Here is a 13,147-nt window from a genome sequence, read left to right on the forward strand (position 1 = left end):
GAGAGATATTTAGGAACACCCCCCGGAGACGAATTTTTGATGCGACGGTGTGGATCCGACTTTTATTCCTTGGCAAACGAGATCTCGTGTACCAGTTGCTGGTTGTTCACCGGCTTGATCTTCATAAAAACACGGTAGGTCTCCGCACCGCTCTTATACTGGCCGATGGCAAACGGCTGTCCACCCCGGGAAGATCCCTGGTGGATGATGTTGAATTCCTCGGGCGGATGTTGCTTGAAAAAATCGCGGAACACAAACTCGGCCTGGGCCTTGCTATAGGACTGAACGGTGCCTTCCAGGGTCACATCAACCGTTTGATTGAGGTATTTGGATAGCTCTTTGGCACTGCCGGCCTGGATGGTTTCTTTCACCTGGTTGATCACATCCGCCTGGGCCATTACGGAAACGGCCTGGAAACTCAAAACAACGAAAACTATGGATGAAAAAAATCTGTTCAATTTCATAGTGATGGGATGAGGCTAAAATTATGCCATTGTCGAAAGATAAGGAATTCTGTTTAATCGCATGGTGAAGGCGAAATCGTCCGGGAGAACCTAACAACTGTAATCTTGCAATCCTGATTATATTTACGCCCTGATTTTAAGTCACCCGGCACACAAAAAATAATTCCCATGAGTAAGAAAGTTTTATTGATGATCCTGGACGGATGGGGCATCGCGACCAACAAAAAAGTATCGGCCATCGACAACGCCAAAACGCCATTTATCTCTTCTTTATACGGCAAGTACCCTCATAGTAAGCTCGAAGCCTCTGGCCTGGCCGTGGGGCTGCCAGCCGGTCAAATGGGCAATTCGGAAGTGGGTCACATGAATATCGGTGCCGGCCGGGTGGTTTACCAGGATCTGGTGCGCGTAAACAAGGCGATCGAAGAGAAAGAACTGGACAAGAACCCCGTTTTGCTCGACGCATTTGCCTACGCAAAAAAGAATAACAAAAACATACATTTCATGGGCCTCGTGTCCGATGGCGGCGTGCACTCCCACATCGACCACTTGAAAGGCCTGGTCACCATTGCTCAAAATAACGGCATCAAAAACCTCTTTGTCCACGCCTTTACCGATGGCCGCGACACCGACCCGAAAGGCGGCCTGGATTATCTCAAAAACCTGACGGACCATCTCGCCAAAACTACCGGCAAACTTGCCAGTATCGTAGGGCGCTACTATGCCATGGACCGCGACAAACGCTGGGAACGCGTGAAGCTGGCCTATGATGTGATGGTCAATGGCGTTGGCGAAAAAACTACGGACCCCCTGAAGGCCGTACAGCAGTCGTACGACAACAACGTGACCGACGAATTCATCAAACCCATCGTGGTGGTGGATCAGCAGCAAAAACCCGTGGCCACTATTCAGCAGGGCGATGTGGTGCTTTGCTTCAACTTCCGCACCGACCGCGGTCGCGAGATCACCGAAGTGCTCACACAACAGGATTTCCCCGACCACGGCATGAAAAAATTGCCGCTCTACTACATCACGCTCACCAACTACGACGAATCTTTTAAAGATGTGAAGGTGATCTTCCACAAAGACAACCTGGAAAAAACCCTGGGTGAAGTGGTGGCCGACGCCGGCAAAAAACAGATCCGCATCGCGGAGACCGAAAAATATCCCCACGTAACGTTCTTCTTCTCCGGTGGCCGTGAAGTAGCCTTTGCCGGAGAGTCGCGCATTCTTTGCCCGTCGCCTAAAGTGGCCACCTACGACCTGGCGCCCGAAATGAGCGCCAACGACATCAAGGACAAGATCATCCCCGAACTGGAAAAGAAAGCCCCCGATTTCATTTGCCTCAACTTTGCCAACCCCGACATGGTGGGACACACGGGCGTATTTTCCGCTGCCGTGAAAGCCGTGGAAACCGTTGACGCCTGTGCTCAAAAAGTGACGGAAGCCGCCCTGAAGAACGGCTACTCCACCATCATCATCGCCGACCACGGAAACGCCGACATGATGATCAACGAAGACGGCACGCCAAACACCGCTCACACCACCAACCTGGTGCCCTGCATTTTGGTAGACGACACCTACAAGGGAAAACTGAAGGACGGCAAACTCGGCGACCTGGCCCCGACCATTCTCGCGCTGATGGGCATTCCCATTCCGCCACAGATGACCGGCACCGTACTTGTCGACAAATAAACCTTTCGGCGGAACGGTTCGTACTACAGCACGTCCACCATCGCGATGTATAGGAAAATAGATTTGAGACCGATCGTTTGTGTTTTGCTTGTGACCACGCTCTTTTCTTGCCAGACCGGCAAAAACAAGACCGTTGCGCTCTACAATGCCGACAGCCTCATCACCACCCAGGTGGCCTATCTCAGCCAGCACAAAGCAAGGCTCCACAAGATCACAAAGCTGGGCGACATAGAAAGCGAGGCCGCCACAATCCCCAATAGCGTGAAGGACTGGGAAAACGAACTGGACATTTTCAGACAACTGGAAAGCGTCAATAAACCCGTGAACCGCCGCTTGTATGCCGTGGAAAGATCGTCGGATGTCAAAAGCAACCTCGAGGTGAAATCGTTTATCGGACAACCGGAACTGGGCAAAAAAGAGGTGGAGATGCCCGTCAAATATTTGAAAGTATTTTATCAAAACACACCGGATAACATCCGGAAAATTGAAGCACAGTACGATGAATCGAACACGCTGTATACCGGCAGCCGTTTTTTAAAGATGGAATTTCAGCAGGTATACAATAAAACGGTGCTCACATCCTACTCTATAACCGGGGGACAGAAAATGTTCATGGGCGATTCCGTGAGCTATAACATCAGTGCCTTCGTGACAATACCAAATTAAAATTTTATCATGGCGAAACGAGAAAGAGGAGGAGTGCCGCTGAGCGCAGAGGAGAAGAGGCCGATCAATAAAAAAAGCATTCGCCAGTTGGCGGGTGTCTTCAAGTACGTCTTGCCCTACAAAGGCGTGTTCATGGTGGGCCTTTTGTGTCTGGCGTTGTCCAGCGGCACGATGCTCGCCTTTCCCTATATGGCGGGGCAATTGCTCGACGTGGCCAGCGGAAAATCGAACCCGTATTTTTCTTCCATCAACGAAGTAGCCCTGGCGCTGATCGGCATCTTATTTTTTCAAGGCATATTTTCCTTCACCAGGGTGTATACATTTTCGCTGGTGAGCGAAAAATCGCTGGCCGACTTGCGCAAATCGGTATACCAGAAAATCATCTGGTTGCCCACAACGTTTTTTGATTCGCGGAGAGTGGGAGAACTGATGAGCCGTATCACATCCGATGTGGGTACGCTGGCCGAGATGCTTTCGTTCACCCTGGCCGAGATGATGCGCCAGGTGCTGACACTCGTTTTGGGCACGCTGGTGATCTTCTACCTCACGCCCAAGCTCACGGGTTTTATGTTGCTCACGTTTCCTTTCCTGGTGATACTGGCCCTGTTTTTTGGAAAATACATCCGCGGACTCTCCAAAAAAACACAAGACAAATTGGCCGACGCCAACGTGGTGGTGGAGGAATCGCTTCAATCCATCTCTGTCGTGAAGTCGTTTACGAACGAAGCGTTCGAGATCAACCGCTATACGCGGGCGTTGAATGAAGTGGTGAGTGTTGCCATTCGCACAGCGCGTTTTCGCGGCTTGTTCATTTCCTTTGTCATCTTTGCTTTGTTCGGGGGCATTGTGGCCGTAGGATGGTATGGCGCTTCGCTGGTGCAGAACAATGCCATTTCGGTGGGAGAATTATTTTCTTTTGTATTGTACACCTCCTTCATCGGTGCCTCCATCGCCGGTTTGGGGGATATCTATACCCAGCTCCAGCGTTGCATTGGAGCGTCGGAAAGACTGTTGGAGATCCTCGACGAAAAGGATGAGGCAGAGGCCGGTCTCCCCGCACAGCCCCTTAAACTTCACGGCGAGATCGAATTTGAAAACGTTTCTTTCTCATACCCCACCCGCCAGGATTTCCGCGTGCTGAAAAACCTCGATTTCAAAATCGAGCCCGGCGAAAAGATCGCGCTCATCGGCCAGAGCGGTTCAGGGAAATCAACCATCATAAATCTGCTCATGCGATTTTATGGTGTGAAGGAAGGCTCCATCAAAGTGGACGGAAACGACATCGATCAATTCCACCTCACCGCCTATCGCAAAAATATCGGCATCGTGCCGCAGGAGGTCATCCTCTTTGGGGGGACCATTCAGGAGAATATCGCCTATGGCAAACCCGGCGCCACGTTCGACGAGATCCGGGAAGCCGCGCGCAAGGCCAATGCCCTGGAATTCGTTGAAAGCTTCCCCGAAAAATTTGAGACCGTCGTCGGCGAACGGGGTGTAAAGCTCTCCGGCGGCCAACGCCAACGCATCGCCATTGCCCGGGCCATCCTGAAAGACCCGGCCATCCTCATCCTGGACGAGGCCACGAGCTCGCTCGATGCCCATGCCGAGGTGCTGGTACAGGAAGCCCTGGAGAAATTGATGGAAGGGCGAACCTCCATAATTATCGCCCACCGGTTAAGCACCATTAAGAAAGTAGACCGTATCTTTGTGATCAAGGAAGGGACGTTGGCCGAAGTAGGCTCGCACGCCGAGCTGACCCGCATCAATAACGGGAACGGCATCTACAGTAACTTGCTGAAACTACAGCTTCAATAAACGGCGGGGCACGCTATGAACAGTGCGATATCCGATACCTTGCTGAAGGACTTTAACCTTCGCTCCACCCCGAACCGGCAGGAGATCCTCCACCTGTTCCTGCAAAAAAACTATGCCCTCTCCCACGGGGACATTGAAAAGGAAATCGACAATTCCCTCGACCGCGTAACGGTCTATCGCACCCTAAAAACATTCCTCGACAAAGGCCTCATCCATAAAGTGCTCGACGACGAGGGAAGCCTAAAATATGCCCTTTGTAACGAGGCCTGCACCACGGCCGGCCACCACCACGACCACGTGCATTTCAAATGCACCAAATGCGGACAGACCAACTGCCTGAACATTGAGGTTCCGGTCGTCAAATTGCCAAAGGGGTACCGTGCCAGCGAGGTCAATTTGTTGATCCAGGGTGTGTGCGAACGTTGTATGTGAAAAAGGGTGTCCGGGTCCCGGTTCCTTTTCTAAATCCTTCCGGATAAATCAGCCGTGTATGTTTTCCGAGATGAAAATATATTTGTAGTTTTGACGTCCATGGTTTCTACCGACCATGATTTTTTTATGTTTTTTGGCTTGAATAACCGGAATAACTCTCTTTGCTGTCATTGGTGAACATACTTCTATTTTCCCTCTTTAGAAACCAAAGTGAAAGGGAGACGATCCTATTTGGCCTTTTTGCGCTGATCATCCTGGTTTTCCTGGTGTTGGATCTGGGGTTATTTCATAAAAAGGCGCATAAGGTTTCGACAAAATCGGCCCTCTACCAATCCATTTTTTGGGTAATTATCTCCACACTTTTTGGATTTTTCATTTATAAATACGACGAAAGCGGGGCCGATGGCGCCGTGGAATACTTCTCCGCCTACCTCACCGAATACGCACTTTCCGTAGATAACATCTTCGTGATCCTCCTTATCCTGAAATATTTCCAGGTAAAGGAAGAATACTATCACAAAACACTTTTCTGGGGTATCCTCGGAGCCCTGGTTTTCCGCGGCGTGTTCATTTTCGTGGGCGCCATGCTCATCCATAAATTCCACTGGCTGCTGTATGGCTTTGGCGTGTTCCTGATCTACTCGGGTATCCGGATCTATTTTGAGGACGGCGACGAAAAGATCGAGCCCGAAAAGAATCCCATCATGCGCATCTGCCGCCGCTACCTGCCCATGACCCAAGGCGACTACGGGGGGAGCTTTGTGGTGAGAGAAGCCGGGCGGCTCATGTTCACCCCGTTGTTCCTGGTTATTGTACTCATCGAAACCACTGACCTCATCTTCGCTGTCGATTCCATTCCCGCAGCTTTTGCCATCACCCAAAACGAATTCCTGGTCTACACGTCAAACATCTTTGCCGTGATGGGTCTGCGGGCGATGTTCTTCCTGCTGGCAGGCGTGATCGATAAATTCTACCTGCTCCAAAAAGGATTGTCCATTATCCTCTTCTTCATCGGTGCAAAAATGTTGCTGGAGATATTCGAATTCAACGTCGGGGTATACACCTCGTTCTCGGTCATCATCGCCACGCTCACCCTTTCCATCATCTTCTCCATCATCGTTCCACGCAAGGACGGTGACGCCGAAGAGGAAAAAAACTAATCCGGAACGCCGTCAGCAAAAAGATTTTTCGGAAGGATCTTCAATAAGATCGGCAGCGTGAGAAAACGCTGCGGCAACGACACGATCACAAACGTGGGAATGGTTTTCAGAATATGGATCAACTGCAGGCGTACCTCTTCCTTTTCTTCTAACGTAAGCTCATTAGAGCGCGCCTTGCGCATGAGGTTGAGCACGTTGTCGTTCTCTTTGATCTCTTTAAAAATGCGGCTCTTATTCTTTTCCGCCACCCGCGCTACACGCCGGACGAACTGTTCGCTCACCTGTTGATAGTCTTGTTTGTCTTGCAGGTGTTCCAACTGTTCCCAGTGCTCCAGGACAAAACCTTCAATGGCAATCATGCTGTTCTCCAGATCTTCGTCGGACACGCCCAGGTAGTGCGTGAAGCGTTTCAGAAAATCAAGCTCGGCCTGTTCTACTTTCTTGTCGGCCCAGATGGTGAGGATGGCAATTTCTAGGAAGAACTTTTTCAGCAGCCACGAATTTTCTGTGGGCAGGTTGATGTCCTCCATGGCAAAACCGTCTTCAAATATTTTCAGCGCTTCCCTGCGGCGCTCCGACGACAGGTCGGTGCTTTGAAGAAAGTGCTCATACAATTTGCGCTCTTCATACACCACTTCCTTGTTGGCGTGCGCGGCGGCGGCGATGACTTTTGTGACGGAGAACCGCAGCTCCTCGCGTTCATATCGAAAGAAGTCCACGACAATACGGTCGGCATTGGTGTGCATCCATTGCCCGTAGATAAATACATCCAGAAAGAGCAGGCTGTTGTGAAAAAAGAAAGACCAGAAATTGCCTTCGAACCGCGCCGTATGTTCAATGCGCTTGTCAAGAATTTTCTCCGCCAATTCCAACGGCGATTTCTTCCGGCCCAACAATGTTTTAGTGGGCGTGGATAGTTCCGGGAAGATGTTGTTGTAGAAATTGCCGATGCTCTCTAAGGTCTTCAGGATAACGACAGACAAATCCTCGGGGGTTTTCACAGGCTTGTCGTAGTTGAGGAGCGAACTGCTGATGAGACTTTCGGCCAGCAGCACTTTCATGCGCTCCTTCTCATCCCACTCATCGTAATTCGGCAACGGCACTTCACCCACCGACTGGCCATACATCAGGCCTGTAGGTTGAAGGATGCGATAAAGCGAATGTTCGGGATGGGACGACTTTCGGCTGTTTTCAGACGAAATGTTTTTCAGCAGTTCTTTACGGAACTCAAGATAGTCCTTAAGCCATCCTTTGTTGTGAGGGTTCATGCCGGGTTTTCTGCAATTTCAAGTTACAGATTTTCGGCAAAACCAACGAATAGGGTTTACACGCTCGCTTTCCAGCCCTTTTTCTCCAGATTTTTGGCAGCAGCCTCCACCTTGGTTTTTAGCGATTTTTTGAAGGCATCCAGGCGTTTTCCGACCGCTCTATCGGATGCACCCAGGATTTGGGCGGCCAAAATGCCCGCGTTTCGGGCTCCGTCCAGGGCCACGGTGGCCACGGGTACGCCGGCGGGCATCTGCAAAATGGAAAGCACGGAATCCCAGCCGTCGATGGAGTTGGAAGATTTCACGGGTACGCCAATCACCGGCAGGGAGGTGACGGAGGCGACCATGCCGGGCAAATGGGCGGCACCGCCTGCACCGGCGATGATCACTTTCAGACCCTTGCTGCGCGCCTGGGTGGCGTATTCGATCATGCGCAGCGGCGTGCGGTGGGCCGAGACAACGGTAAGCTCATACGCAATGCCCAGCTCTTCCAACACTTCGGCAGCGTCTTTCATGATCCGCAGATCCGATTGACTGCCCATGATAATACCGACAAATGGTTTGCTCATATCAGGCGACGACTTTTAAGGTTTGCTTTACAAAAGATACTTTCTTTTTCAGACGCTCCACATCGCCATCCATGATGGTGACGTGGCCCATTTTACGAAAAGGCTTTGTGAAACGTTTTCCATATAAATGAACATGCACACCCGGCAGCTTCAGTACGTCTTCCAGGCCCGCATATTTTGCCAGGCCGGTGTGCCCGGCTTCTCCCAGCAGGTTCACCATGGCACTCGGCTGAATGAGCGTGGTGTCGCCCAGCGGCAGGTTCAGGATCGCCCGGAGATGTTGCTCATATTGTGAGGTGATGTTCGCTTCAATGGTCTGGTGCCCGCTGTTGTGCGGACGCGGGGCCACTTCGTTCACCAACACCTTTCCTTTTTTGGTCACGAACATTTCGACGGCGAGCAAGCCCACCATCTTCAATTCGTGCACGATTTTCCGCGCAATGGTCTCTGCTTCGTGCACAATGGTTTTGTTCAATTGGGCAGGAGCAAAGAGATATTCCACGAGGTTGTGCACGGGGTGAAAAACCATCTCCACCACGGGAAATGTGGTGATCTCGCCACGCTCATTGCGGGCAACGATGACCGAGATCTCTTTTTCAAAATCGACAAGTTCCTCCAGGAGCCCCGGAGCGTCGAAGGCTTTGTCGAGGTCATCCAACGTGCGGAGTATCTGCACGCCCCGGCCGTCGTAGCCTTCGCGGCCCAATTTGTTTACCGCAGGGAGAAAGTTTTTATTCTTTTTGACATCGGCGGCGTTCTCCACGAGAATGAACGGCGCCGTGGGAATGTCGTAGTCGCGGTAGAATATTTTTTGGGTGCGCTTGTCCTGGATCAGCTCGATCACATCGGGCTGGGGAAACACTTTTTTGCCGGCCCGGGCCAGGGCTTTCAACGCCGCGGTGTTCACGTTCTCGATCTCGATGGTGATCACATCACAGGCCGAGCCGAACTTCATCACCGTGTCGTAGTCGGTGAGCTTGCCGTGGTGAAATTCCGCGAGCGAAGCGCACGGTGCATGTTCGTCGGGGTCGAGCGTGGCAAAGGGAATGTTGAAATCGATGCCCGACTGGATGAGCATGCGCCCCAACTGGCCGCCGCCGAGAATGCCTAGTTTAAAATTTTGCTCGAAAGAAAGGCTCAAGGGTTTGTGAATTTGGCGAGAAAGTTAAGAAGGATCACGGGATAAACAGAACGGCGAAATGAATTTGTGGATCGGGCCGGTAGTGTAAATCCTTTTCAAAGGGTAGGAAGACCGCCTGTTTTTCGCGAGCTTAATTCGCACATATCCAGAGAACGTAAACCCCACAGCCATGAACCGCAGACTAAGCCTGAAAAAATTATTTGCCGGCGCCACCGCGGGCAGTCTCTTGTCCCTGTCGCCACAGCTGGCCGCCGCGCACGAAAAACCAAAATCCCCGGCGGGATTGCCACCCCTCAAGATCACCGACGTCAAGACCATACTCACCGCCCCCAACGGCATCCGCCTCGTCGTGGTAAAGATCATGACCAGCGAGCCAGGCTTGTATGGCCTGGGTTGTGCCACCTTCACCCAACGCGCCTACGTGGTGCAAACCGCCATCGAAAAATATCTGAAGCCCTTCCTTCTCGGCCGCAACGTAGACGAGATCGAAGACATCTGGCAATCCTCTTATGTAAGCTCCTACTGGCGCAACGGCCCCGTGCTGTTCAATGCCATGAGCGGCGTGGACATCGCCCTGTGGGACATCAAAGGCAAGCGCGCCAATATGCCGGTGTATCAACTGTTGGGCGGCAAGGTGCGCAAGGGAGTGGATCTATATTATCATGCCCAAGGCACCGAACTTTCCGAGTTAGAGAACGCCGTGCAGGCTGCCACAGAAAAAGGCTACCGCTACGTGCGCATACAACTGGGCCAAAAAGGCAACGCCAACTATGGCGCCAAGGGCCCTTCGGGCACACCCGCCAGTTCCCTGAACGTACCCCCACAGCAGGCCGGGCCAACCGATCCAAAAGTTATTTTTGATCCCGCCCTGTACGCCCGCTCGGTGCCGAAGATGTTTGAAGCGATCCGGGCAAAATTCGGAGAAGAGTTGGAATTGCTGCACGACGTGCACGAGCGCATCTCGTTGCCGCAGGCCATCACCCTCTGTAAAGCACTGGAAGAGTATCGTCCGTTCTTTATCGAAGACCCCTTTGCACCCGAAGACAACGAGCACTTCCGCCTGCTGCGGCAGCAAACCAGCGTGCCCCTCGCCATGGGAGAACTGTTCAACACGCAGCACGAATACGTGCCGCTCATCAAAGACCGCCTCATCGACTTCATCAGAATACACATTTCGCAGATCGGTGGATTGAGCCCCGCTCGAAAAGTGCAAGCGCTAAGCGAGTTCTTTGGCGTGCGCACCGCCTGGCACGGCCCGGGCGATGCTTCACCCGTGGCCCACGCCGCCCAGTTGGCACTGGAACTAACAAGCTACAATTGTGGCATCCACGAAGGCTACGTCTTCCCACCCGAAACCCGCGAAGTATTCTCCGGCTGCCCGGACGTAAAAGACGGCTACATGTTCGCCCAGGAAGCCCCGGGATTGGGCATTGACTGCGATGAAAAACTCGCCGCAAAGTTTCCCTTCCCCGAAGGACCAAACTTCGACTACAGCTGGGGCACTACACGCCGCAAAGACGGAACTGTAATCCGCCCATGAGAAGAAACACCTTTCTTACTTGCCGAAGCCTTAGCAAAGGTGAGGCGGTTCAAACTTTGATTTTATCGAATAAGCTCAACACTCAAGATCTCATCCCCAACCTCCATCCGATGCACCACATCCATCCCACTCACCACTTCCGCAAAAACGGAATACTTTCCATCGAGGTGTGGAGTGGGCGAGTGCGTGATGAACCATTGAACGCCTTCCGTGTCCTTGCCCGCAGAAGCCATGCCGACGCTGCCCGTGGTGTAGCGTCGCTCTGAAAACTCCGAGCGGATGGAGTAGTCCTCGCCGCCGTAACCATCGCCGCGCGGACAACCCGCCTGCGCCACGAAATTAGGCACCACGCGGTGGAAGAATTTGTGGTCGAAATATTTTTGTTGCGCCAGGCTGATAAAATTGGAAACCGAACCCGGCGCTTCTTCCACAAAAAAACGGATGGTGATATCGCCGCGCGTGGTTTTTATAACCGCTTTTTGATCGCGCGGAATGCCCTTCACCAACGCCCAGTCTATCGGGTGATTGAAGGGATTTTTAGCAGGGGCTGCATTTGGTCTGCCTTCGAAATAGGCGATCGCTGCCTCGAGGGGTTGCAGATTTTCGTAGTCTTTTGGCAACGAAAGTTTCTTTTTTGCTTCGTATAAAAAGGTGAGATCGCGGATGGCGTGTTTAAATCCCAGCAAGGTATCGGCCAAGGCCTGCGAAAAAATTCCGATCACGGCGGGGTCGCCGGTGCGGATGCCCGTTGCATAGATCGATGCAAAGGCCTCCGCCACTGTCGGATCGTATCGCTTTTGAAAGTTCATAGCCACCAACGCTGTCGCTGCAGCACTGCGAATGACCGGTGGATTTTTCAGGGATATTTTTTCAGCGATGAAATCGCGACTGGCAGGCGCGTGTTGAAGGCTGCCCAACAATGCTGATTTTTGATAGACGTTGGTGGCTGATGTGTATGCTTTTTCAATTTCCCGGGCAAGCCCCGCATCGCCCCGTGATGCACCGAGTGCTGTTTCATATAGATTGGCCTGCACCCGCCAGTTCGTGCTGCTCCGTGCTTCGGCGGCGATTTCTTTCCACGGTGCTTCCGAAATCCAGCCTTTGATGGCTTCGGATGCTGCAATACAAACTTGTGCATTTTTGTCGTGGAGGGCGTCGATCAGTGCTGATTTTGCGGTTTCGAAAGGCTTTGCCTGGAGTGCCCGGGTGGCATTTGCGCGCACGCGATAATCCTCATCGGTTTGTAGGATATGTTGTGCGATGATGCGCGCCGAATCTTTTGATATTCTTCGCAGCGCTAACGTTGTGGCCATGCGCACGTTGACAAGGGCGTCGTGCTGGGTAGCTGCGAAAATGCTATCGCTGAGCGGATCAAATTGCTTTGCGGCCCTCCCAAAAAAATGAGCGGCTGCCAGGCGGGTCGAGTCAGGGAAAACGGGGTTGAGTAAATGGATAGCTTTCTGATTCACCGCACTGTCGGCAGCGCCGTTCACGCCGGCCCTGTAAAAAGACCAGCCCAGTCCTTCGCTGAGCGTGGCGTCGGTAGGGATGTTGGCGAGGTTCCAGTGTTTTGTTGTTTTTCCATACCCTTCTAGAATGGTAGAAAGGACTTTCGGATCTTTCTCCCGGTCAAAAGCTTGTGCCAATATGCGCGCACTTTGCGCACACGCCGTCTGCCCAATGGCAAAGGCGGCTGCGCGGCGTACGTCTTTCTCGCCATCATTCAACAAAAGTTTGGAAAGTCGTTCCACCGCTAGCGAATCCTGAATGGACGCAAAAGCGAGCGCGGCGTCCCTCCGGTAGTTTGGATTTTCGTGATCCAAAAATGGGTAGAGGCTGTCCGAAAGTCGCTGGTCCTGGAATTGGGCGATCTGTATGAAGACCGTATCGGCAAATTTATTCACGCCGGAAACGGAAGGCTTGCCGCAGGACATGACACCGGCCCCAATGACCACGGCGGCGATGGTCTTGCTAAGAAAAGAAGAACACTTCATGAGAGTGCACTGGGATTCATTTTGGCGTAGTTCACCACATCGTTGAAACCGATACCCGCGGAGTTGATGGAATACAATAACAGCCGTATTTCTTTTACGTGAACGCGTCCATCGATCTCCGACAGACAATAGAGGAGGGCGAAGATCTTCAGCTTCTCCTGGTCGGAGCAACGCTGAAGATGCTCCAGGCCACTGTCGTAGATCTCTTTTTCGGATTTGTTTGACTTGGTTTCGTCAAAATAACGGAGCACCTCGTCGGTGATCTTTTCGTCGGCCGTGATCTTACACAAGGCTTCCAGTTCGCGAATGTCGATAATGCCGTCGGCTCCGATCAGCAAGTGCACCAGGTGCAGCAATCCCAGTTGGTAGTTTCGATTCATGGGTTAAGGATTCCTAAAGATAG

The 13,147-nt window shown here is 52.2% G+C and carries 12 protein-coding genes; 6 read left to right on the forward strand and 6 right to left on the reverse strand.

Going from position 1 to position 13,147, the window contains the following annotated elements; all coding sequences use genetic code 11:
• Positions 1–62: 62 nt before the first annotated feature.
• Positions 63–464 carry a DUF4783 domain-containing protein gene (locus tag D4L85_RS08830; RefSeq protein ID WP_073143165.1) on the reverse strand — a complete coding sequence of 134 codons (402 nt, stop codon included), beginning with the start codon at positions 462–464 and terminating at the stop codon, positions 63–65.
• Positions 465–632: 168 nt separating this feature from the next.
• On the opposite strand from D4L85_RS08830, the gene gpmI reads away from it, so the two are divergent.
• The 5 genes from gpmI (at position 633) to D4L85_RS08855 (ending at position 6,232) form a co-directional block, all read left to right on the forward strand.
• Positions 633–2,159 carry a 2,3-bisphosphoglycerate-independent phosphoglycerate mutase gene (gene gpmI, locus D4L85_RS08835; RefSeq protein ID WP_119753980.1) on the forward strand — a complete coding sequence of 509 codons (1,527 nt, stop codon included), beginning with the start codon at positions 633–635 and terminating at the stop codon, positions 2,157–2,159.
• Between the two features lie 63 nt (positions 2,160–2,222).
• Complete coding sequence (locus D4L85_RS08840) at positions 2,223–2,825, forward strand: hypothetical protein (protein ID WP_160143619.1); 603 nt, start codon at positions 2,223–2,225, stop codon at positions 2,823–2,825.
• 9 nt (positions 2,826–2,834) lie between these two features.
• Complete coding sequence (locus tag D4L85_RS08845) at positions 2,835–4,640, forward strand: ABC transporter ATP-binding protein (RefSeq protein ID WP_119753982.1); 1,806 nt, start codon at positions 2,835–2,837, stop codon at positions 4,638–4,640.
• Between the two features lie 15 nt (positions 4,641–4,655).
• A complete protein-coding gene (locus D4L85_RS08850) occupies positions 4,656–5,072 on the forward strand; it encodes a Fur family transcriptional regulator (RefSeq protein WP_119753983.1) in 417 nt (138 codons plus the stop codon).
• 173 nt (positions 5,073–5,245) lie between these two features.
• Positions 5,246–6,232 carry a TerC family protein gene (locus D4L85_RS08855; RefSeq protein WP_228450828.1) on the forward strand — a complete coding sequence of 329 codons (987 nt, stop codon included), beginning with the start codon at positions 5,246–5,248 and terminating at the stop codon, positions 6,230–6,232.
• Here D4L85_RS08855 and D4L85_RS08860 read toward each other — a convergent pair.
• From D4L85_RS08860 to D4L85_RS08870, 3 genes are read right to left on the reverse strand one after another with little or no spacing between them, the layout of a single operon-like run.
• Complete coding sequence (locus D4L85_RS08860; protein WP_119753984.1) at positions 6,229–7,500, reverse strand: tellurite resistance TerB family protein; 1,272 nt, start codon at positions 7,498–7,500, stop codon at positions 6,229–6,231. The two genes, D4L85_RS08855 and D4L85_RS08860, sit on opposite strands and share 4 nt — an antisense overlap.
• A gap of 56 nt (positions 7,501–7,556) precedes the next feature.
• Complete coding sequence (gene purE, locus D4L85_RS08865; protein WP_119753985.1) at positions 7,557–8,069, reverse strand: 5-(carboxyamino)imidazole ribonucleotide mutase; 513 nt, start codon at positions 8,067–8,069, stop codon at positions 7,557–7,559.
• Between the two features lies 1 nt (position 8,070).
• Entirely contained in the window at positions 8,071–9,147 is a 1,077-nt protein-coding gene (locus tag D4L85_RS08870) for a 5-(carboxyamino)imidazole ribonucleotide synthase (RefSeq protein WP_236849107.1), read from the reverse strand.
• A 232-nt stretch (positions 9,148–9,379) separates the two neighbouring features.
• Between D4L85_RS08870 and D4L85_RS08875 the strand changes: the two genes are divergently transcribed.
• Positions 9,380–10,750: an enolase C-terminal domain-like protein gene (locus D4L85_RS08875; RefSeq protein ID WP_119753987.1), complete on the forward strand. Its 1,371-nt coding sequence runs from the start codon at positions 9,380–9,382 to the stop codon at positions 10,748–10,750.
• A 62-nt stretch (positions 10,751–10,812) separates the two neighbouring features.
• Here D4L85_RS08875 and D4L85_RS08880 read toward each other — a convergent pair whose 3' ends face one another.
• Both D4L85_RS08880 and D4L85_RS08885 read right to left on the reverse strand, forming a co-directional pair.
• Entirely contained in the window at positions 10,813–12,744 is a 1,932-nt protein-coding gene (locus D4L85_RS08880) for a peptidylprolyl isomerase (protein ID WP_119753988.1), read from the reverse strand.
• Entirely contained in the window at positions 12,741–13,124 is a 384-nt protein-coding gene (locus D4L85_RS08885) for a tellurite resistance TerB family protein (RefSeq protein WP_119753989.1), read from the reverse strand. The genes D4L85_RS08880 and D4L85_RS08885 overlap by 4 nt, the downstream gene beginning before the upstream one ends.
• Positions 13,125–13,147 lie beyond the last annotated feature (23 nt).

Source organism: Chryseolinea soli (genome assembly GCF_003589925.1).
GTDB classification, from domain to species: domain Bacteria; phylum Bacteroidota; class Bacteroidia; order Cytophagales; family Cyclobacteriaceae; genus Chryseolinea; species Chryseolinea soli.